The 20,066-nt window shown below is 72.2% G+C and carries 18 protein-coding genes; 11 read left to right on the forward strand and 7 right to left on the reverse strand.

The window, feature by feature from the left end; all coding sequences use genetic code 11:
• Positions 1–75 precede the first annotated feature (75 nt).
• From ACFP2V_RS34975 to ACFP2V_RS34985, 3 genes are all read right to left on the reverse strand, one after another.
• The gene (locus tag ACFP2V_RS34975; protein ID WP_381219467.1) at positions 76–1,572 is read right to left on the reverse strand and encodes a DUF2637 domain-containing protein; all 1,497 of its coding nucleotides are present in this window, start codon (positions 1,570–1,572) and stop codon (positions 76–78) included.
• A gap of 140 nt (positions 1,573–1,712) precedes the next feature.
• Positions 1,713–2,561: a DUF3558 family protein gene (locus ACFP2V_RS34980; protein ID WP_381219469.1), complete on the reverse strand. Its 849-nt coding sequence runs from the start codon at positions 2,559–2,561 to the stop codon at positions 1,713–1,715.
• Positions 2,562–2,695: 134 nt separating this feature from the next.
• Positions 2,696–3,619, reverse strand: a complete 924-nt coding sequence (locus ACFP2V_RS34985) for a DUF3558 domain-containing protein (RefSeq protein ID WP_381219471.1) — start codon at positions 3,617–3,619, stop codon at positions 2,696–2,698.
• Between the two features lie 214 nt (positions 3,620–3,833).
• On the opposite strand from ACFP2V_RS34985, the gene ACFP2V_RS34990 reads away from it, so the two are divergent.
• Positions 3,834–5,027 (forward strand): RtcB family protein, encoded by a 1,194-nt coding sequence (locus ACFP2V_RS34990; protein ID WP_381219473.1) that lies wholly within the window; start codon positions 3,834–3,836, stop codon positions 5,025–5,027.
• 19 nt (positions 5,028–5,046) lie between these two features.
• Here the strand turns inward: ACFP2V_RS34990 and ACFP2V_RS34995 are convergent, their stop codons facing one another.
• Together ACFP2V_RS34995 and ACFP2V_RS35000 are read right to left on the reverse strand one after the other, a co-directional pair.
• On the reverse strand, positions 5,047–5,823 hold the full coding sequence (locus tag ACFP2V_RS34995) for an SDR family NAD(P)-dependent oxidoreductase (protein ID WP_381219475.1): 777 nt from the start codon (positions 5,821–5,823) through the stop codon (positions 5,047–5,049).
• A 221-nt stretch (positions 5,824–6,044) separates the two neighbouring features.
• On the reverse strand, positions 6,045–6,380 hold the full coding sequence (locus ACFP2V_RS35000; protein ID WP_326754108.1) for a YnfA family protein: 336 nt from the start codon (positions 6,378–6,380) through the stop codon (positions 6,045–6,047).
• A 96-nt stretch (positions 6,381–6,476) separates the two neighbouring features.
• Here ACFP2V_RS35000 and ACFP2V_RS35005 point away from each other — a divergent pair, with 96 nt between their 5' ends.
• From ACFP2V_RS35005 to ACFP2V_RS35025, 5 genes are all read left to right on the forward strand, one after another.
• Positions 6,477–7,562: an LLM class flavin-dependent oxidoreductase gene (locus ACFP2V_RS35005; protein ID WP_381219479.1), complete on the forward strand. Its 1,086-nt coding sequence runs from the start codon at positions 6,477–6,479 to the stop codon at positions 7,560–7,562.
• Complete coding sequence (locus ACFP2V_RS35010; protein ID WP_381219482.1) at positions 7,559–8,209, forward strand: CE1759 family FMN reductase; 651 nt, start codon at positions 7,559–7,561, stop codon at positions 8,207–8,209. Before ACFP2V_RS35005 ends, ACFP2V_RS35010 begins: the two co-directional genes overlap by 4 nt.
• Positions 8,210–8,546: 337 nt before the next feature.
• Positions 8,547–9,344: a response regulator transcription factor gene (locus ACFP2V_RS35015; RefSeq protein ID WP_381219593.1), complete on the forward strand. Its 798-nt coding sequence runs from the start codon at positions 8,547–8,549 to the stop codon at positions 9,342–9,344.
• Positions 9,345–9,449: 105 nt separating this feature from the next.
• The gene (locus ACFP2V_RS35020; RefSeq protein WP_381219596.1) at positions 9,450–10,889 is read left to right on the forward strand and encodes a HAMP domain-containing sensor histidine kinase; all 1,440 of its coding nucleotides are present in this window, start codon (positions 9,450–9,452) and stop codon (positions 10,887–10,889) included.
• A 153-nt stretch (positions 10,890–11,042) separates the two neighbouring features.
• Positions 11,043–12,311: an ArgE/DapE family deacylase gene (locus tag ACFP2V_RS35025; RefSeq protein ID WP_381219485.1), complete on the forward strand. Its 1,269-nt coding sequence runs from the start codon at positions 11,043–11,045 to the stop codon at positions 12,309–12,311.
• A 451-nt stretch (positions 12,312–12,762) separates the two neighbouring features.
• Here the strand turns inward: ACFP2V_RS35025 and ACFP2V_RS35030 are convergent, their stop codons facing one another.
• Positions 12,763–13,734 carry a ferritin family protein gene (locus tag ACFP2V_RS35030; protein ID WP_381219488.1) on the reverse strand — a complete coding sequence of 324 codons (972 nt, stop codon included), beginning with the start codon at positions 13,732–13,734 and terminating at the stop codon, positions 12,763–12,765.
• 563 nt (positions 13,735–14,297) lie between these two features.
• Here ACFP2V_RS35030 and ACFP2V_RS35035 point away from each other — a divergent pair.
• Positions 14,298–14,579, forward strand: coding sequence for a DMT family protein (locus ACFP2V_RS35035; protein WP_381219491.1), 282 nt, complete (start codon positions 14,298–14,300; stop codon positions 14,577–14,579).
• A 65-nt stretch (positions 14,580–14,644) separates the two neighbouring features.
• On the opposite strand, the gene ACFP2V_RS35040 is transcribed toward ACFP2V_RS35035, so the two are convergent.
• Entirely contained in the window at positions 14,645–15,259 is a 615-nt protein-coding gene (locus ACFP2V_RS35040) for a hypothetical protein (protein WP_381219494.1), read from the reverse strand.
• Between the two features lie 483 nt (positions 15,260–15,742).
• Here ACFP2V_RS35040 and hemL point away from each other — a divergent pair, with 483 nt between their 5' ends.
• The 4 genes from hemL (at position 15,743) to ACFP2V_RS35060 (ending at position 20,057) form a co-directional block, all read left to right on the forward strand.
• On the forward strand, positions 15,743–17,059 hold the full coding sequence (gene hemL / locus ACFP2V_RS35045) for a glutamate-1-semialdehyde 2,1-aminomutase (protein WP_381219599.1): 1,317 nt from the start codon (positions 15,743–15,745) through the stop codon (positions 17,057–17,059).
• Positions 17,056–17,790, forward strand: a complete 735-nt coding sequence (locus tag ACFP2V_RS35050) for a histidine phosphatase family protein (RefSeq protein ID WP_381219497.1) — start codon at positions 17,056–17,058, stop codon at positions 17,788–17,790. The genes hemL and ACFP2V_RS35050 overlap by 4 nt, the downstream gene beginning before the upstream one ends.
• Positions 17,791–17,987: 197 nt before the next feature.
• Complete coding sequence (locus ACFP2V_RS35055; protein ID WP_381219602.1) at positions 17,988–19,310, forward strand: polysaccharide deacetylase family protein; 1,323 nt, start codon at positions 17,988–17,990, stop codon at positions 19,308–19,310.
• 66 nt (positions 19,311–19,376) lie between these two features.
• Positions 19,377–20,057: a TlpA family protein disulfide reductase gene (locus tag ACFP2V_RS35060; protein ID WP_381219499.1), complete on the forward strand. Its 681-nt coding sequence runs from the start codon at positions 19,377–19,379 to the stop codon at positions 20,055–20,057.
• Positions 20,058–20,066 lie beyond the last annotated feature (9 nt).

Below are 20,066 nucleotides of genomic sequence, written 5' to 3' on the forward strand. Positions count from 1 at the left end.
GGGCGCCCGGTGTTCTGCACCGGGCGCCCCCGCCCTCGTACTGCCTGCTCGTCCGCGTGGCGCGGGCCACGCGGGTCACGCGATGTGGTCCTCCTCCAGCTCCGCGAAGTGTTTTTCCTGGAAGTCCATGACCATGCGCTTGGCCTCGGCGTCCGGCAGGGTCCGGCCGTACGTCGCCTCGACGTTGGCGCCGAACTCGCGCGGAGTCGGGTAGCCGCTGCCGCTGATCGACTGTTTGAAGACCTGGTAGTAGGCCTCTTCGTCCGGGAGCGGGGCCTCCGGGGTGCCGCCGCCCTCGCCCAGCTCACGGGTGCGCCCGGGGCCGACCGGGATGGGGAAGGTGCCGGTGTCCTCCGGGGACGGCTCCTGCACCGGGGGTGCCTCCTCGAACTGCCCGCGGTACTGCTCGGCCCGCTCCTGCTCCGCCATCCACGCGGCGTACTGCGGGTCGTCGGCGGGGTCGTAGGAGGGGTCGTAGCCGCCGTGGTACTCGACGGACTGCGGGTCCCGGGCGTGCAGCCACGAGCTCTGGTCCGGGGCGGGCGGCTGCTGCTCGTACGGCGCGTTCGGGCCGTGCTGCTCGTACGGGGGCATGGACTGCGCGTCCGAGACGTCCCGGGGGTCGCGGGCGTCGCGGAAGGCCCGGGGGTCCTGGGCGTCGCGGTGGCCGCCGTCGCGGTGGTCCTCGTCGTGCGCGCCGCCGTCGTCCTCGTCACCGAAGGTGCCGTGGTTGTCGCGGCCGCCGCGGTTGCCGGGGCCGCCCGTCAGCTCGGGGCGCTGTTCGGCGGGCGGGGCCGCCTTCTGCAGGGAGAGCGCCGGTGTCCCGGTGGACGGACCGTCCACGGCGGCCCGGTGCTCGGGGGCCGGCGGGATCACCGCCGGTTCGATGCCGGCCGCCGCCAGACCCGCCGGGGCCGTCTCGGCGAGGGGGACGCCGAACTTGGCCAGGCGCAGCGGCATCAGGGACTCCACCGGGGCCTTGCGGCGCCAGCTCCGGCCGAAGCGGGAGCGCATCCGGGCCTGGTAGACGAGGCGTTCCTGCTCCAGCTTGATGACCTGCTCGTAGGACCGCAGTTCCCACAGCTTCATCCGCCGCCACAGCAGGAACGTGGGTACCGGGGAGAGCAGCCACCGGGTGAGGCGGACGCCCTCCATGTGCTTGTCCGCGGTGATGTCGGCGATCCGGCCGACCGCGTGCCGGGCGGCCTCCACGGACACCACGAACAGGATGGGGATCACACTGTGCATCCCCACGCCGAGCGGGTCCGGCCAGGCGGCCGCGCCGTTGAAGGCGATCGTCGCCGCCGTCAGCAGCCACGCCGTCTGACGCAGCAGCGGGAAGGGGATACGGATCCAGGTCAGCAGCAGATCCAGGGCCAGCAGGACGCAGATGCCCGCGTCGATGCCGATCGGGAACACGTAGCTGAAGTTCCCGAAGCCCTTCTGCAGGGCCAGTTCGCGCACGGCCGCGTAGGACCCCGCGAAGCCGATGCCGGCGATGACCACGGCTCCGGCGACGACCACGCCGATGAGAATCCGGTGCGTCCGTGTCAGCTGAATGGGCGCGGCCACCCGTACTCCCCTCCTCAAGCGTGTTGTTGCGCGCAACAGAGTGGCACATGTGTGCGGAGAACGAGTGGCCGGTTCCGTATCAGGGCTTCACCGTCCGCCTTCGGGCCCGGCTTCGGGCCCGTCGCCGTGGCCGCCGGACCTCAGTCCTCCGCCGGCGCCGAGGAGGACGCCGGCTTCGACGGCGAACCGCTCCCGGCGGCCCCGCCGGAGCTCTTGCCGCCGTCGGACTCGTCGGTCACGGTCTTCACCGCTTCCTTCGCCGCCTTCTGCGCGTCCTCCATCAGGTCGTCGGCGCTCGGCGCCTTGTCGCCGGCGAGACCCGCCCCGTTGTAGTCGAGGGTGACGACCACGTTCTCGACGCGGGCCACGACCGTCTGCTGCTTGAAGGTGCCTTCCTTCTTCTTCAGGTCGTAGCGCACGGCCGTCGCCTCGTCGCCGGTGCCCGTGACGGGTTCGGACTTCGTGCCCGTGGCGCCCTCGGCGGCCTGCACGTCCTTGACCTGCTTGTCGTAGTAGCCCTTGGCCAGTTCGTCGCCCGCGCCACGCGTGGTGTCCGACTCGAAGCGCAGCATCGACACGCTCAGCCAGCGGAACTGCGAACCGTCCACACCGTTGTTGGTGAGGCTGTCCCAGGAGCAGCCGGCGCGCGTCGAGATGTCGTCGGACAAGCTCTCCTTGCCCGGCTTCGCCTTCGGTACGAGGTCGTCCAGGGTCTTCTTCGACAGGACGTCGCACGCCTTCGGCAGGTCCTTGTACACCGCCGCCCGCACCGTCGGGGAGGGGCTCGCGGACGCGGACGCCGTCGCCGAGCTGTCGGCCGCCTTGTCCTTGCCGTCGTCGGAGCCGGAGTCCGAGGAGCAGCCGGCGACGATCAGCATCGCGGAGACGGCCGCCGCGCCGACAAGGACGCGGTGGCGGCGCTTCGCTCTCCCCCGCTGTCTGGACGGCGTGGGCGGTGCCCCCATGTCTCGCTGTGTTCGTCGCTGCATGGTTCCTTCACTCATGACGCTTGTGTTCCCTGCGGTCAAAACGGGGTCCAGGGGGTCACGGTACGCGGTGAGCCATCCGGGTGGTCTTCCTTCGGATGCTTTGCGCAGGGCTGTGAAGGAGGCGTGTACGGGACTCAGCCGCCCAGCGAATCGGCCAGCAGGGAGGCCAGTTTCCGCGCCCTGTCCTGCATTTCCCTGCTGTCGGGGACGGTGCCGACGGTCGCCGGCTGCTCCGCGTACTCGATCGTCACGATCACGTTGGACGTGCGGAACGCCACAGTCACCGAGCGCTGCTTGACGGTCGATCCGGAGCTGCTCAGCTCGTCGTCGATGAAGGCCTCGTCACCGAATTCGTCCAGGAGGCGGGGCTGGAGGTCGGTGAGCGGGGCGGACGGCGACGCGGGGGAGGACTCACCCTCGGACGGTGAGCCGGAGCCGGAGGGCTTGGTGACCGCCGCGGCGTCGGCACGGGAAGAGCCGGAGGGTGCGGAGGAACCGGAGGGGCGGGCCGAAGGGGACGAGGACGCGTCCGGATCGGTGGACGGGCTGCCGCCGTCCTTGCCGGCGTCGTCGTCCGTGTCCGCGGAACCGGACGCGGTGGCCGTCGGCTCCGGAAGGTCCGCCGCCGTCCGCTTCGTCGCGAAGAGCTCTTCGGCCTGGCTGTCGTCGCTGACGGAGTTGTCGTAGGAGACGACCCGTTCGAGGTCGATCACCAGGCGGTTGGTGGCGTCGGCCGACTCCACCTTCCAACTGCAGCCCACCTTGCGGTCGGTGTCGTAGGTGAGCGTCGCCTGGCCCACGTACGCCTTCTTCCGCTGGGCCTCGTCGGTCAACTCCCTGATGCCGGGGAGCAGTTCGTCGAGCGTCCTGGTGCCGACCGCGCCACAGGGCTCCGGGAGCGTGGCGTACCTGCCGGGCTGGGCCGCCTGCGAGGCCGCACTGGCGCTGCCCGGGCCGGAGTCGTTCGCCTGGCTCCCGTCGTCCGAACTGCCGGTGCATCCGGCCAGCAGGGCCGCGAGGAGCGCGGCGACGCCGGGTACGTAGGCCCTCCGCTGCACGGCCGGGCTCCTCTCGACGGTGGGCGCGGGCCTCGGCCCGCCGGGTCTACCAGTGTCCCCGCTGGTTAATCGCTTGCCGCACGGGGGCACCCCCGGCAGACAATGTGTATCGCACGCACTGCCGTGAACGCCGGTCCGAAGTCCCTTTCGTCGATCCTGGCGCCGGTTTTTGCGCTTTCGGACTTCTATTGCTTTTCGGGGGAATGAGGAAAATATGTCGTACGTGGAAATGCCGGGTGCGAAGGTGCCGATCCGCATGTGGGCGGACCCGGCGTCGGTGGAGGAGGTCGCCCTCCAGCAGCTGCGGAACGTGGCGACCCTGCCCTGGGTCAAGGGCCTCGCCGTGATGCCGGACGTGCACTACGGCAAGGGGGCGACGGTCGGCTCGGTCATCGCGATGCAGGGTGCGGTGTGCCCGGCGGCGGTGGGGGTCGACATCGGCTGCGGAATGTCGGCGGTGAGGACGTCCCTGACGGCGAACGACCTGCCGGGCGACCTGTCCCGGCTGCGTTCGAAGATCGAGCAGGTGATCCCGGTCGGGCGCGGGATGCACGACACCCCCGTGGACCCGGCCCGCCTGCACGGGTTCGCGACCGGCGGGTGGGACGACTTCTGGGGGCGCTTCGACGGGGTGGCGGAAGCGGTCAAGTTCCGTGAGGAGCGGGCCGGAAAGCAGATGGGAACGCTTGGGTCCGGGAATCACTTCGTCGAGGTGTGCACGGATACGACCGGTGGTGTCTGGCTGATGCTGCACTCCGGTTCCCGGAACATCGGCAAGGAACTCGCCGAGCACCACATCGGTGTGGCCCAAAAGCTCCCGCACAACCAGGGGCTGGTCGACCGCGACCTCGCCGTCTTCGTGGCGGACACCCCGCAGATGGCGGCGTACCGCAACGACCTGTTCTGGGCGCAGGAGTACGCGAAGCGGAACCGTTCGATCATGATGGCGCTGCTGAAGGACGTCGTCCGCAAGGAGTTCAAGAAGGCGAAGCCGACCTTCGGGACGGAGATCAGCGCGCACCACAACTACGTGGCTGAGGAGCGCTACGACGGCATGGACCTGCTCGTCACCCGCAAGGGCGCGATCCGCGCGGGCTCCGGCGAGTTCGGGATCATCCCGGGCTCCATGGGCACGGGTTCGTACATCGTCAAGGGCCTCGGGAACGCCGCCTCCTTCAACTCGGCGTCCCACGGTGCCGGCCGCCGGATGAGCCGCAGCGCGGCGAAGCGGCGTTTCTCGACCAAGGACCTGGAGGAGCAGACGCGGGGCGTGGAGTGCCGCAAGGACTCCGGTGTCGTGGACGAGATTCCGGGCGCGTACAAGCCGATCGAGCAGGTCATCGAGCAGCAGCGGGACCTGGTGGAGGTCGTGGCGAAGCTGAAGCAGGTCGTCTGTGTGAAGGGCTGAGCAGGTCTCGGCGCCGCCCTCACCGCTCCCGGTGGACCTTGCTGTTCGACGCCTGGGCGCGCGGGCGAACGACCAGCAGGTCGATGTTGACGTGGCTGGGGCGGGTCACCGCCCAGGTGATGGTGTCGGCGACGTCCGCCGCGGTGAGGGGCTCGGCGACACCCTCGTACACCTGGGCGGCCTTCGCCTCGTCGCCGCCGAAGCGGGTGAGGGCGAACTCGTCGGTCTTCACCATGCCGGGCGCGATCTCGATGACGCGGACGGGCCGGCCGACGATCTCCAGGCGCAGGGTCTCGGCGAGGACGTGGGCGCCGTGCTTGGCGGCGACATAGCCGGCACCGCCCTCGTAGGTGGCGTGCCCGGCGGTCGAGGACACGACGACGACCGTGCCGTCGCCGCTCGCCTCCAGCTTGGGCAGCAGGGCCTGGGTGAGGTTGAGGGTGCCGATGACGTTCGTCTCGTACATCGTGCGCCAGTCCTCCGGGTCGCCGGTCGCGACCGGGTCGGCGCCCAGCGCGCCGCCGGCGTTGTTGACCAGGACGCCGATGGTCTTGAACGCGGTGGCGAACTCGTCGACGGCCGCGCGGTCGGTGACGTCGAGCGGGTATGCGGTCGCCACGTGGCCCGCCGCGTTCAGCTCCTCGGCGAGCGCCTCGATCCGGTCCTTGCGGCGGGCGGTGAGGACGACGCGGTATCCGGCCTCGGCGAGTCCGCGTGCCGTGGCGGCGCCGATCCCGCTGCTCGCGCCGGTGACGACGGCGATACGCGACGCTGCGGACGGTGTTGCGGCGGCCATGGGGCTCCTTCGTGCGGGTGACTGCGGTGCCGGGCCCGGCCAGGATATGCGGGAGCGGGCGGTCCGCCGGGGTGGCCCCGGTCCGCGCGGGCATCGGGTGCGCGGGTGCGGGTGCGGGGGTGTGAGGCTGCGTCGGGTGTGCGGGTGCGGCTGCGTGAGGGCGGTGCGGTGCGTGCGGTGGGCCCGTGGGGTCAGCCGTGGCGTGCGGTGGGCCCGTGGGGTCAGCCGTGGCGCGGGGCCCACATGATCACGGCCATCCCGGCCAGGCAGATCAGCGCCCCGGCGATGTCCCAGCGGTCCGGGCGGTAGCCGTCCGCGACCGCGCCCCACAGGAGTGAACCGGCGACGAAGATGCCCCCGTACGCGGCGAGGACCCGGCCGAAGTGCGCGTCGGGCTGGAAGGTCGCGACGAATCCGTACGCGCCGAGCGCGAGCACACCGCCGGCCGCCCACATCCAGCCGCGCTGGTCCCGTACGCCCTGCCAGACCAACCAGGCGCCGCCGATCTCCAGGATCGCGGCGAGGACGAACAGGGCGGCGGAGCGGGCGATCAGCATGCGGGCAGCTTCGCACGCCGGTTTTCGGAATAACGGGAGCGGGGGCTCCGTTCACCGGTATAGTTGAACCGTAAACAACCTGGAAGGTGAGTGGCCATGCAGTTCGGGATCTTCAGCGTCGGCGACGTTACGCCCGACCCCACCACGGGGCGTACCCCCACCGAGCGCGAGCGGATCAAGGCCATGGTCGCCATCGCGCTGAAGGCGGAAGAGGTGGGCCTGGACGTGTTCGCCACCGGCGAGCACCACAACCCGCCGTTCGTGCCGTCCTCGCCGACGACCATGCTCGGCTACATCGCCGCGCGCACGGAGAAGCTGATCCTCTCCACGTCGACCACCCTGATCACCACCAACGACCCGGTGAAGATCGCCGAGGACTTCGCGATGCTCCAGCACCTGGCCGACGGCCGGGTGGACGTGATGATGGGGCGCGGCAACACCGGGCCGGTCTACCCCTGGTTCGGCAAGGACATCCGCGAGGGCATCAACCTCGCCATCGAGAACTACGCCCTGCTGCACCGCCTGTGGCGCGAGGACGTCGTCAACTGGGAGGGCAAGTTCCGCACCCCGCTGCAGGGCTTCACCTCCACGCCCCGCCCGCTGGACGACGTACCGCCGTTCGTCTGGCACGGGTCGATCCGCTCGCCCGAGATCGCCGAGCAGGCCGCCTACTACGGCGACGGCTTCTTCCACAACAACATCTTCTGGCCGGCCGACCACACCAAGCGGATGATCGAGCTCTACCGGGCCCGGTACGCGCACTACGGACACGGCACGCCCGAGCAGGCGATCGTCGGCCTCGGCGGGCAGGTGTTCATGCGGAAGAACTCGCAGGACGCGGTGCGCGAGTTCCGTCCGTACTTCGACGTCGCCCCCGTCTACGGGCACGGGCCCTCGCTGGAGGAGTTCACCCGGCAGACCCCGCTGACCGTGGGCTCCCCGCAGCAGGTCATCGAGAAGACGCTGTCCTTCCGCGACTACGCGGGCGACTACCAGCGCCAGCTGTTCCTCATGGACCACGCGGGCCTGCCGCTGAAGACCGTGCTCGAGCAGCTCGACCTGCTCGGCGAGGAAGTCGTGCCGGTGCTGCGCAAGGAGTTCGCCAAGGACCGCCCGGCCGACGTGCCGGACGCCCCGATCCACTCCTCGCTGCTGGCCGGCCGGGAAGTGAGCACGGTATGAGCGTCGTCGTCGTATCGGCCGGGCTGAGCGTGCCGTCGTCCACCCGGCTGCTCGGGGAGCGGCTGGCCGCCGCGGCCACCGGGCAGGCCCCGGCCGACGTACGGGTGATCGAACTGCGGGACCTCGCGGTCGACATCGCGCACAACTTCACCAGCGGCTTCCCGGCGCCGGCGCTCGCCGACGCGATGGACGCGGTGGCCGGGGCGGACGGGCTGATCGTGGTCACGCCGGTGTTCTCGGCTTCGTACAGCGGGCTGTTCAAGTCGTTCTTCGACGTGCTCGGCGTACGGGACCGGGAGGCGCTGGCCGGCAAGCCGGTGCTGATCGCCGCGACCGGGGGCACGCCCCGGCACTCGCTGGTACTGGACCACGCCCTGCGCCCCCTCTTCGCCCACCTGCGCGCGATCGTCGTCCCCACGGGGGTGTACGCCGCCTCCCAGGACTGGGGCGACAAGGGCCTGGACGCCAGGATCGAGCGGGCGGCGGGCGAGCTGGCCGCCCTGGTGGGCGCGCTGCCGGCCGCCCCCGGCGGTACGGGCGGTGGCGCGATCAGTGTCACGCGCGGGGGCGCGGCCGACGACAAGTTCGACGCGCGCAACGTGGTGCCGTTCGAGGAGCAGCTGGCCGCGCTGCGGTCAGCGGGCTGAGCGCACCAGGGCGCTGAACGCGCTGAACGCGCCGAGTGCAGAACTCCTGGCGGTCTTCCCTGGACAGTGGCCGTCGGGTGAGGCGACCGGTTCCGTCCGGTTCCGGTCGCTCGCGAGGTTCCGGTCGCGGGCGGGGACGCCTGCGACCGGACCGCGAATCGGACCGCGAATCGGACCGCGAATCGGACCGCGAATCGGATCACGGGTCGTACGGCAGTCCGGGTGAGAGGACGGCAGGAACGAGAAGGCGGCGGCGTCCGGGCCACCGGTCGTTCACCGGGGCGGCGGTGCTTGGCAGACTGGTCCCGTGCCCCCTACCGCGTCCCACACCCCCGCCGTGCTGCTCGCCGAGGACGACCGTGCCATCCGCAACGCCCTGGAGCGCGCCCTGACCCTGGAGGGCTACCGGGTCACCGCGGTCGCCGACGGCGTCGAGGCGCTGGCGCAGGCCCACCGCAGCCGGCCCGACGTCCTCGTGCTGGACGTGATGATGCCCGGCATCGACGGGCTCCAGGTGTGCCGGGTGCTGCGCGCCGAGGGCGACCGCACCCCCGTACTGATGCTGACGGCGCTGGTGGAGACCGCCGACCGGATCGCGGGGCTGGACGCGGGCGCCGACGACTACGTCGTCAAACCGTTCGACGTCGAGGAGGTTTTCGCCCGGCTGCGTGCCCTGCTGCGCCGGGCGGCACCCGAGCCCGCGCCCGAGCCCGCGCCCGCACCCGCGCCCGTCGAGTCGTCGACGCGGGAGGCGGTGCCCGAGACCCCCGGGACACCCAGGAACTCCGGGACGCCCGAGACGCCGGAGGGGCGGCCGGACGATCCGGCGGCAGGGCGGTTCGTCGACGCGGCCGGGCTGCGCATGGACCCGCGGGCGCGCCGGGCCTGGCGGGGCCGGCGGGAGCTGGAGCTGACCCGAACCGAGTTCGAGCTGCTGGAGCTGCTGATCCGTAACGCGGGCATCGTCCTCGACCACTCGACCATCTACGACCGCATCTGGGGCTACGACTTCGGCCCCGGTTCCAAGAACCTCGCCGTCTACGTCGGCTATCTGCGCCGCAAACTCGACGAACCCGGGGCGCCGCAGCTGATCCACACGGTGCGCGGGGTGGGTTACGTGCTGCGGGAGGACTGAGTGGCGCGCGGCACGGCTGACGCCCCGGGCGTCTCACGTACTCCGGATGTCTCACGTACCCCGGGCGCTTCGGGCACGTCACGTACTCCGGCCACGTCGCGCGCTCTGGGTGCCCCGGCCGGACGGCGTCGGCTGCGGCTGCTGTCGCTCGGCGCCAAGTTCGCGGTGGCGTTCGCCGCCGTGACGGCCACGGTCACCGTCCTGGTCGGCATCCTGTCGTACAGCACCGCCGCCCGGCTGCTGCGGGTGGACCAGCAGATGGTGTTCGACGAGGTCGTGCAGGACCTGCGCGGCGAGGTCCGGGCGAACCGGATGTCACCGGCCGACTTCTCCTCCGCCGCCCCCGGCCACGACCTGGTGCGGCCCGCCCGGACGGACGTCCAGGTGCTCGGGCCGGACGGCCGGATCGTCGACCCGGGCGACCCGGGGCTGCCGGTGGTCGCCGCCGACCGCGCGGTCGCGGGCGCCGCCACGGCCGGGCGGGTGGTCGAACACGCGGACGTCGACGTCGGCGACGACATCTACCGCGTCGCGACCGTCGCGCTGGGCGACGGCCGGGGCGCGGTGCAGGTCGCGCAGGAGTTCAGCGACACCGAGGACCTGCTGCGGGCCCTCCAGCGGCGCACGCTCGGCCTGATGGCGGTGGTGGTGGTCGCGGCAGGCCTGTTCGGCTGGTGGCTGGCCCGGCGGATCACCCGCCGCCTGGTCGCCCTCACCGCCGCCGCCGAGGGCGTCGCCCGCACCCGCAGGCTCGGCATCCAGGTTCCCGTCACCGGTCACGACGAGGTGGGGCGGCTCGGCCGCGCCTTCGACCGGATGCTCGGCCGGCTCGCCCAGTCCGAGGACGACCAGCGCCGGCTCGTCCAGGACGCGGGCCACGAACTGCGCACCCCGCTCACCTCCCTGCGGACCAACATCTCCCTGCTGCGCCGCATCGACGAACTCCCTCCCGGCACCCGTGAGGAACTCGTCGCCGACCTCACCCAGGAGGCCCGTGAGCTGACCGACCTGGTCAACGAACTCGTCGAACTCGCGGCCGGCCAGTCCGGCACCGAACCGCCGTGCCGGGTCGACCTCGCCGACATCGCCGAGGACGTGGCCGAACTGGCCCGGCGCCGGGGCGGACGTGAGATCACCGTCCACGCGAGCGGCGACACCACGACCGACGGACGGCCCGGAATGCTGACACGGGCGGTGTCCAACCTGGTCGAGAACGCCGTCAAGTTCGACCGGAACGGCACCGCGCCCATCGACATCACGGTCGCGGGACCCGCGCGGCCGGGCACGGTACGGGTGGAGGTCCGCGACCGGGGGCCCGGCATCGCCGCAGGCGATCTGCTCCGCGTCTTCGACCGCTTCTTCCGCGCCGCCGACGCCCGCTCCCTCCCCGGTTCGGGCCTCGGCCTGTCCATCGTCCGAGAGGTGGCCCTGGCCCACGGGGGCGCCCCCTACGCCCGCCGCCGGCCCGGCGGCGGAACGGTGATCGGCTTCACGGTGGGCGGCGGCCCGCTGACGGACCCCGACGACGAGGAACCGGGCCCCTGACGCACCGGTGCCGTGCCGTGCGGTGCCGGTGCCGTGCCAGGGCCGGAGCCAGTGCCATGCCGCCGCCCCCGCCGCCGCGTACGGACCCTCGGAGGTGAGCATGTATGCGGACGGGGCGCTGCGGACGCGTCCCGGAAGGGGAGGAGCGGCGACGTGCTGACCGATGAGGAGACCGCCGCGCTGGCGGCGATCGACGAGGCGGCCCTGGGGCGGACCCTGCTGGAGCTGATCGGTGTGCCGAGCGTGACCGGGAGCGCCGCCGAGTCCGAACTCCAGCACCAGCTGGCCGGCCGGCTGGAGTGGCTGGGGATGGAGGTCGACCTGTGGTCCATGGACCTGCCCGCGCTGCGCGCCCACCCCGGCTTCCCGGGCATGGAGGTGCCCCGCGAGGAGGCGTGGGGCCTGGTCGGGACCACCCCCGACGGCGGTGACGGGCCGACCCTGATCCTCCAGGGCCATGTCGACGTCGTACCGCCCGGCGACCTCGAAGCCTGGGGGGAAGGCGACCCGTTCGTACCGCGCGTGACCGGGGACGTCGTGCACGGGCGCGGTGCCTGCGACATGAAGGCGGGACTCGCCGCACACCTCGCCGCCCTCGCCGCGATACGGGCGGCCGGGATACGGCTGCGCGACCGGGTCGCCGCCCACTTCGTCGTCGGCGAGGAGGACGGGGGCATCGGCGCGTTCGGCACCCTGGAGCGCGGACACGGGGGCGACGCCTGCGTCATCGCCGAGCCCACCGCCGGCACCCTGATCACCGCGAACGCGGGCGCCCTGACGTTCCGGCTCGCGGTGCCCGGCAAGGCGGCGCACGGCAGTGCGCGGGAACAGGGGGTGAGCGCGGTCGACGCGTATCTGCCCCTGCACCGGGCGCTGGCCGGCCTGGAGGCCGAGCGGAACCGGAACCCGTCCCCCCTGCTCGCCGAGTACCCGATCCCGTACGCGCTGTCGGTGGGCACCGTACGGTCCGGGGACTGGGCGAGCAGCGTGCCGGACCTGCTGGTCGCCGAGGGCCGGCTCGGCGTACGCCTCGGCGAGGACCCGGCCGAGGCGCGCGCCGACCTGGAGCGGTGCGTGGCGCGGGCCTGCGCAGCCGACCCCTGGCTGCGCGACCACCCGGCGACGGTGACCTGGCCGGGCGGCCGGTTCGCGAGCGGCCGGTTGGAGGAGGGGCATCCGCTGCCGGACGTCGTCGGCGCCGCGTACACGGACGCGACGGGCGGCCCGGCCCCCCGGCAGCGCGGCGCGACGTACGGCAGCGACCTGCGGCACTACACCGGCGCGGGGATACCGACGCTGCAGTTCGGGCCGGGGGACATCGCGGTGGCGCACAGCGCGCGCGAGCAGGTGTCCCTGCGGGAGACGGTGGCGGCGGCCCGGACCCTGGTGCTCACGGTGCTGCGCACGGTGGGGACCAAGTGACGTGAATTCCCGGGACGGTGCCGCACGCCGGGTGGAGGAGGGGTGTCGCGCCAGTGGCCGTGGTGGCGGCCGATGCGCGCGCGGGTGCCGATGATGCGGAAGCCGGCCCGCCGAGGCCCGCGAGACAGGGCGGGTCCGGCCGGTAGCCGGTGGTCAACAGGGTGGTGTCCACCTCCTCGCGTAGCCCGTCCGGCCAGGTCGCCTCGGCGCCGTCGATGTCGGTGAACAGCTCCCGCCGGTCCGACGCACCCTGGGTGGGCGCGGCACGGTGACGGCCGTCGTCAGTGACCGGTCGGGCCGGCGGAGTGCGGACGGGCAGAGGCCGTTCGTCCCCGGGCGGACGCTGCCCGGGGCATGCCCTCCGCACCGACGGCGGGGTGATGCCGCGACCGGCCGGGCGGTTTGTGGTCCGCCCGGCCGGTCGCGCCGCGGTCCCCCCGGCGCGGGGCGGTCAGCCCATCTGGTCGAGCGCCTTCTGGAAGGCGGCCCCGTGCCGGGCCTCGTCCGCGCCGGTGTCGCGGAAGAAGCGGGCGGCGGCGGCGTCACCGACGGCGGTGGCCCGCTCGGCGAACCCCGGGTACACCGTGGTCGCCCCGTGGCGCTCACCGGTGACGGCCATGCGCAGGTTGTCCCTGGTGTCGCGCACCAGACCGGCCAGCACCGCCTCGCCGGCGAGGTGCTCATGCAGCTCCACCATGGCGGTGCCCTCCCACAGGCGGGCCAGCGCGGCGTTGCCGGTCTGCTTGGCGTGGGCGGCGAAGAGCATGTACTTGGCGTGCGCGAGGCCCTCGCCGTGCAGGGCGGTGTCCAGGTTGGCCTTGGTGCGGGCGGCCTTCACCTTCGGCAGCCCGGCGGGCACCGACACCATGTCGGCCTTCGGCGGTGCCGGGACGGTGCCGCGGCCGCTGGTCACGACCGCGAGGGCCGTGCGGAAGGCGTCGCGGTGACGGCCCTCGTCCGCGGCGATCTCGCTGAACAGTTTCGCGGCCTCGAGGTCCCCGTCCTGGCGGGCCTGCTCGGCGAAGCCGCGGTACATGACCTCGTGCTCGTAGGTCTCGCCCTCGATGGCCTGGCGCAGGTTGGCCGCGTTCGATCCGACGGTTCCGGCCAGGGTGGCCGCCTCGCGCAGGTGTTCGTCCAGCTCGGTCTGCGCCGTGCTGGACAAGAGCTTGCCGACGGCGGGCAGGCCCTGGCGGTCGGCCTCGGCGGCGAAGAGGCCGTAGATGGCGTGGGCGTACGCCGCGTCCCTCATCGTGGTGGTCAGGTCGGCGATGGTCTGCGCGTGCAGGGCCCGGGCGTCGGTGTGCGGCGCCGGGGGCGGTGCCCCCCCGGCCGGGGCGGCCAGGGCCGGCGCCGCCGGCGCGGTGGTGGCGGCCAGCGCGCACAGACCCACTACGAACGTACGTGTCGAATGACGGAACACGATGTCCTCCTTCGGGGGCCTCTTGGGTGACAGCGCCCCCGCCTCATACGACCCGTTCTCGTACTCCGCTGCTCCCTTGAAGTAATCCCTTCGGGTGACTTACGGAGCGTGACCGGGATTCGGCGCGGCACGCCTCGCGGGCGTGGTATGCCTGCGCCCGAAAGAACTCCGGAACAGGCACTCCTCCATGGGGACCCCTGCCGTGGGGTTGCCGCTGTTGCCCTCCGCAGCGGCCATTCGGGTGGTGAGCCGGGCAGCCCGGCGGTTCAGGCAGGGACCGGACCGAACCGGGCGCCACCAGTACCGCCGCCCCGGCCCGGGCCCTCCACCGGCACTCTGCGTGACGCCTCCGTCCGGGGCCGCGAGTGAGGCCCGCAGAGCACCATGACCCCGCAGAGCACCATGACGTGGCCGACCCGCGTCGAAGGCGACCGGGTTCTTCTGCCACGCCGGGCGACGTACGGAGCCGGGACGGTGCGAGGCGGCTGCTGGGACCCATGGCGACCGGCGCGACGGTGGTTGCGGCACTGACAGCGGCTTGCTGATCAGCCGTCGCGGTCGTCGTGCAACAGGCCGCCGCCTCGGTACCCGAGAACACGTCCCCGCGCCCGAGCCTGTTCCTGGACCTGCCGCGCGGACCGCTGTGGCCGGCCGGGGCCGCCATGTCCGTCTTCTCCTACGTCGTCCAAGACATCGCTCTGGCGTTCGGTTCGCTCGCGCTCGTGCTGCCGCCGGCGGCGAGGGACCTCGTCTTCGCCCCGCCCATGGTCGCCCGGCACCGCGAGAAGCGGCTCACCCGCAGGGTGGTTCGGCCTGCCGGTGTGCACCGCGGCACGGCTGCCTGACGACCCCTCCCGCACATGACGGAGGCGGGACCCGAAGCCCCGCCCGAAACCAGTGGAACCCCAGGTCAGGGCCACACCAGGCAATACGGCTGGTGCCCCGCCTCATGCAGCCGGTGGCTGAAGTCCTGCCACTCGTGCAGCAGCTGGTAAACGTTGAACGCGTCGCTGGGGCCGCCGCGGTCGGGGACCGTGGACCAGATGAAGGCGGCCGCGCCCACCGTCTCCTCGCCTATGTCGCGGAGGGGGTCGACAGCCGTCATCGGGAGCTTCACGACCGCGTAGTCGGGATGCAGGACGACCAGCTCCAGCGGCGGCACCTTGTGCAGGGGGACACCCTCTATGCCGGTGAGGACCATGGCGGCCATCGTCTCCGGCTTGATCTTGGTGAACATGCCGCCCATGCCGAGCTCGTCGCCGCCGAGCTCCTCGGGTCGCATCGAGATCGGGACGCGGGCGGCGGTGGCGCCGTCCGGCGCGCCGAAGTACTTGTAGGTCACCCCCACTCGACCACCATTCCTGCTCCCCGCACTCGACGGGTCGATCGACTCGGCCCCGCCCGGAGCACCGTGTGCCCGACGGGCCTCGTCCACCTCTTCCGCCTCGCGCCGGTGCCTTCCCCGCCGGGAACGTCGAGGACCGAGGTCGTCAGTCCCCTCGCCCAGTCCGCCACCGCGATGCATATCTCCACCCGACTGCTTTTCTAGGCGCGTGGCCCCGCCGCGCAACCCGATCATCGTGTCAGTGACCTCCCCCACGGCCGCCCGCCGAAACGTGCGGTGCTGCATCTGCCCGCGGGTCCTGCTCAGCGCCCGGCCTCCCCGGGCCGGGTGAGCTGTGTGCACTCCGACGCCAGTTTCGCAGATCACGGGCGATTCGGGACCGGATGCCCTTGCGGGAGGCCGAATACCCGAGTCCGTGAACGGCCGCGCGGGGCGGACCGTACGAAACAGGCGTACGAAATGGTCGTACGAATGGGTGGTACGAGCAGGTGGGGCCGGATTACTCACCCGGCCCCGCCGAGGGTTTCGGGCGAGAGCCGTCGGCCCCGCCCCGAGCCCCGGCAGTCGCCGGCCTCCGGTTCCCCGCCCGCGTCTGGCCTACCCTGAACAGGTCACTCGTAGCCCGAGTCCGAGATGTCGGAGATGCCGGAGAAGTCGCAGGTCATGAGCGAACTGCCCTACCCGTACGAAGCCCAAGCCTCGCAGGCGCTGTTCGATCGTGCCGCGGCCGTCACTCCCGGTGGCGTGAATTCGCCGGTGCGTGCCTTCGGGGCCGTCGGCGGCACGCCCCGGTTCATGGTGTCCGGCACCGGCCCGTACCTGACCGACGCCGACGGGCGGGAGTACGTCGACCTCGTCTGCTCCTGGGGGCCGATGATCCTCGGGCACGCGCACCCCGAGGTGATCGCCGCCGTGCAGGACGCCGTCGCGCGCGGTACCTCCTTCGGGACGCCCGGTGAGGGCGAGGTCGCGCTCGCCGAGGAGATGGTCGCCCGGATCGAGCCGCTGGAGCAGGTCCGGCTGGTGTCCAGCGGCACCGAGGCCACCATGTCGGCCATCCGGCTCGCCCGCGGCTTCACGCGGCGCGCCAAGGTGATCAAGTTCGCCGGGTGCTACCACGGCCACGTCGACGCGCTGCTCGCCGCCGCCGGATCGGGCGTCGCCACCTTCGCCCTGCCGGACACCCCCGGTGTCACCGGCGCCCAGGCCGGCGACACGATCGTTCTGCCCTACAACGACCTCGACGCCGTGCGTGCCGCCTTCGCCGCGCACCCCGGTGAGATCGCCTGTGTGATCACCGAGGCGTCCCCGGGCAACATGGGCGTCGTACCGCCGCTGCCCGGGTTCAACCAGGGGCTCAAGGACGCCTGCGCCGCGAACGGCGCGCTGTACATCTCCGACGAGGTCATGACCGGGTTCCGTACCAGCCGCGCCGGATGGTTCGGCGTCGACGGCGTACGGCCCGACCTCATGACCTTCGGCAAGGTGATGGGCGGCGGCTTCCCGGCCGCGGCCTTCGGCGGGCGGGCCGACGTCATGGCGCACCTCGCCCCCGCCGGGCCCGTCTACCAGGCCGGCACCCTCTCCGGGAACCCCGTCGCCACCGCCGCCGGGCTCGCCCAGCTGCGGCTGCTCGACGACGCCGCGTACGCGAAGGTCGACGCCGTCTCGGAGCGGATCCGCTCCCTCGTCACCGAGGCGCTCACCAAGGAGGGCGTCGCGCACACGCTGCAGAACGCCTCCAACATGTTCTCCGTCTTCTTCACCGACCAGCCGGTGAGGAACTACGAGGACGCCAAGGCGCAGGAGTCGTTCCGCTTCACCGCCTTCTTCCACTCCCTCCTCGAGAACGGCGTCTACCTGCCGCCCTCGTCCTTCGAGTCCTGGTTCGTGTCCACCGCGCACGACGACCGGGCCGTCCAGCGGATCGCCGACGCCCTCCCCGCGGCGGCCCGAGCGGCAGCGGAGGCGACGGCATGAGCGACGGCACGGGCAACGGCACGGGCGCGGGGAGCACGGGGAGCGGGGACCTCACCGTCGTCCACCTCATGCGGCACGGCGAAGTCCACAACCCGGAAGGTGTCCTCTACGGCCGGCTCCCCGGCTACCAGCTCTCCGAGCTGGGCCGGCGGATGGCCGACCGGGTCGGCGAGCACCTCGCCTCCCGCGACATCGTCCACGTCGGAGCCTCCCCGCTGGAGCGGGCCCAGGAGACGGCCCAGCCGATCGCCAAGGCCCACGGCCTGGACATCGCCACCGACAGCCGGCTCCTCGAGGCCGAGAACGTCTTCCAGGGCAAGACCTTCGGCGTCGGCGACGGCGCGCTGCGCCGGCCCGAGAACTGGAAGCACCTCGTCAACCCGTTCAAGCCGTCCTGGGGCGAGCCGTACGTCGAGCAGGTCGTCCGCATGATGGGCGCGCTCGACGCGGCCAGGGACGCGGCGCGCGGTCACGAGGCGGTGCTGGTCAGCCATCAGCTCCCGATCTGGATCGTGCGGTCCTACGTCGAGAAGCGGCGGCTGTGGCACGACCCGCGCAAACGGCAGTGCACCCTCGCCTCGCTGACCACCTTCACCTACCTGGGCGACAAAATCGTTTCCGTCGGCTACAGCGAGCCGGCCCGCGATCTCGTCCCCGCCCATCTCCTCGCCGGCGCCAAGCCGGTGAAGGGCAAGGGCGGTGCCCCCCAGGGCAAGGCCTTCGGGGCGTAGCCCGCCCTGTCCCGGCGTGCGGTGCGCGGCCCACCCGGGCGGGCCGCGCACCTGACGGCCCGGCACACCCTCGTGACGTTCGTTGCGGAACCTTCGCACGGGGCGGGGAACTTTTGTTCCCGTCGTGTCCTCTGAAGGAGTGGACACCAGAGGACGTGACGATCGGGGATGTCATGCGTGCGCTCACCCGCAGGGGAATGCTCGGACTCGGCGCAGGGGCCGCCGCGGCTGCCTCGCTGGCCGGCTGCGGCGGCAGCACAGGATCGGGCGGCACAGGATCGGGCGGCTCGGGGCGTACGGGCGGTTCCCGGGGCGGCGACCGCCCCGGGAAGCCCAAGCCGACGAAGACCGCCCGGCCGATCGGCGACGGCTCCACCGCCTTCACCGGCAAGCAGCCCCACCAGCCCTCCCGGCCGGTGCCGCTGGAGCCGGGTCAGACCCCGCCACAGTTCGTCGTCTTCTCCTGGGACGGAGCCGGCGAGGTCGGCAACGGGCTCTTCCCGCGCTTCCTGGACCTCGCCGAGGAACACGACGCGCACATGACGTTCTTCCTCTCCGGCGTCTACCTGCTGCCCGAGTCGAAGAAACGGCTGTACGACCCGCCGAACAACCCGCGCGGCGCCTCCGACATCGGCTACCTCACCGACGACCACATCAAGGACACGCTGAAGAACGTCCGCCGCGCCTGGCTCGAGGGCCACGAGATCGGCACCCACTTCAACGGCCACTTCTGCGCCGGTTCCGGCAGCGTCGGCAACTGGACGCCGCAGCAGTGGCGCAGCGAGATAGACCAGGCGAAGTCGTTCGTGAAGGAGTGGCGGACCAACTCCGGCTGGACGGACCTGCCGTCGCTGCCGTTCGACTACGACAAGGAACTCGTCGGCGGCCGCGCGCCCTGCCTGCTCGGCCAGGACAACCTGCTGACCGCCGCCCGCGACCTGGGCTGGCGCTACGACGCCTCCTCGCCCGGCGGCCTTCAGGTCTGGCCGTCCAAGCGCCAGGGCGTATGGGATCTGCCCCTGCAGCAGATACCGTTCCCCGGGCGGTCCTTCGAGGTCCTGTCGATGGACTACAACATCCTCGCCAACCAGTCCGTCAACTCCACCAACGCGCCCGCGCGCCACCACCCCGCCTGGCGGGAACAGGCCACCCAGGCACTCATATCGGGATTCAAGCGGGCATACGAGACGAACAGGGCGCCCTTCTTCGTCGGCAACCACTTCGAACAGTGGAACGGCGGCATCTACATGGACGCCGTCGAGGACGCCCTCAAGCACATCGCACGGGAGAAGGAGAAGGGCGCCGACGTCCGCATGGTCTCCTTCCGGCAGTTCACCGACTGGCTGGACGTGCAGAAGCCCGAGGTGCTGGAGCAGTTGCGCACGCTGGGGGTCGGGCAGGAACCGGCCGGTGGCTGGAAGGGCTTCCTGGGCGGCTCCGGCGGTACGGGCGACTCCGGCGACACCGCTGGGGCAGGGGCCGGGACGGGCGCGGGGACGGGAGCCGCGAGCGGCGCCTGATATGCGGATTTCCGCCCGCAAGGGGGGTGCCCAAGATCCCCGGAACGGACATGCGAAACTTTTCACATGAGTGCCGCCTGCCGCGCCCCCCAGCGCTCGAACCGCGCCACCGGCGTCCGTGACGCCGGCGTCCGTGACACCCGCGAGCGTGCCCCGCGCGCCCGCGCCCGCCGCCGTGCCGCCCTGACCGCCGGCGCCGCGGTGGCCGCACTGCTGCTCACCGCGTGCGGTTCCGGCGGAACGTCCGGCGGGGGCGGCAACACCAACTTCGTCACCGGCACCGACGGCATCGCCACGGCGGCCAAGGGCGAGCGCGCCGCCGCGCCCGACCTGTCCGGCAAGACCCTCGAGGGCGAACACCTCGACGTCGCCGACTTCCAGGGCAAGGTCGTCGTCCTCAACATGTGGGGCTCCTGGTGCAACCCGTGCCGCGCGGAGGCCAAGTACTTCGCCAAGGTGTCCGAGGACTACGCCGGCCAGGACGTGCAGTTCGTCGGTATCAACACCCGCGACAGCAGCACCGGCTCGGCGCTCGCCTTCGAGAAGGACTTCGGCATCACCTACCCGAGCCTGTACGACCCCACGGGCAAGCTGATGCTCCGCTTCGAGAAGGGCACACTCCACCCACAGGCGATCCCCTCCACCCTGATCCTGGACCGGGACGGGAAGATCGCCGCCCGCTCGCTCACCGCGCTCAGCGAGGAACGGCTGCTGAAGATGCTCGAGCCGGTCGTCGCGGAGAAGTGACGTGACCGT

The sequence above is a fragment of the Streptomyces incanus genome, from assembly GCF_042656345.1.
Classification (GTDB): domain Bacteria; phylum Actinomycetota; class Actinomycetes; order Streptomycetales; family Streptomycetaceae; genus Streptomyces; species Streptomyces incanus.

Bases quoted from the DNA above. Each gene is read 5' to 3' on its own strand.
- ACFP2V_RS34980 (WP_381219469.1), bottom strand. From the start codon at position 2,561: ATGCAGCGACGAACACAGCGAGACATGGGGGCACCGCCCACGCCGTCC.
- ACFP2V_RS34990 (WP_381219473.1), top strand. From the start codon at position 3,834: ATGTCGTACGTGGAAATGCCGGGTGCGAAGGTGCCGATCCGCATGTGG.
- ACFP2V_RS34995 (WP_381219475.1), bottom strand. From the start codon at position 5,823: ATGGCCGCCGCAACACCGTCCGCAGCGTCGCGTATCGCCGTCGTCACC.
- ACFP2V_RS35000 (WP_326754108.1), bottom strand. From the start codon at position 6,380: ATGCTGATCGCCCGCTCCGCCGCCCTGTTCGTCCTCGCCGCGATCCTG.
- ACFP2V_RS35005 (WP_381219479.1), top strand. From the start codon at position 6,477: ATGCAGTTCGGGATCTTCAGCGTCGGCGACGTTACGCCCGACCCCACC.
- ACFP2V_RS35010 (WP_381219482.1), top strand. From the start codon at position 7,559: ATGAGCGTCGTCGTCGTATCGGCCGGGCTGAGCGTGCCGTCGTCCACC.
- ACFP2V_RS35040 (WP_381219494.1), bottom strand. From the start codon at position 15,259: ATGCATCGCGGTGGCGGACTGGGCGAGGGGACTGACGACCTCGGTCCT.
- hemL (WP_381219599.1), top strand. From the start codon at position 15,743: ATGAGCGAACTGCCCTACCCGTACGAAGCCCAAGCCTCGCAGGCGCTG.
- ACFP2V_RS35050 (WP_381219497.1), top strand. From the start codon at position 17,056: ATGAGCGACGGCACGGGCAACGGCACGGGCGCGGGGAGCACGGGGAGC.
- ACFP2V_RS35055 (WP_381219602.1), top strand. From the start codon at position 17,988: ATGCTCGGACTCGGCGCAGGGGCCGCCGCGGCTGCCTCGCTGGCCGGC.
- ACFP2V_RS35060 (WP_381219499.1), top strand. From the start codon at position 19,377: ATGAGTGCCGCCTGCCGCGCCCCCCAGCGCTCGAACCGCGCCACCGGC.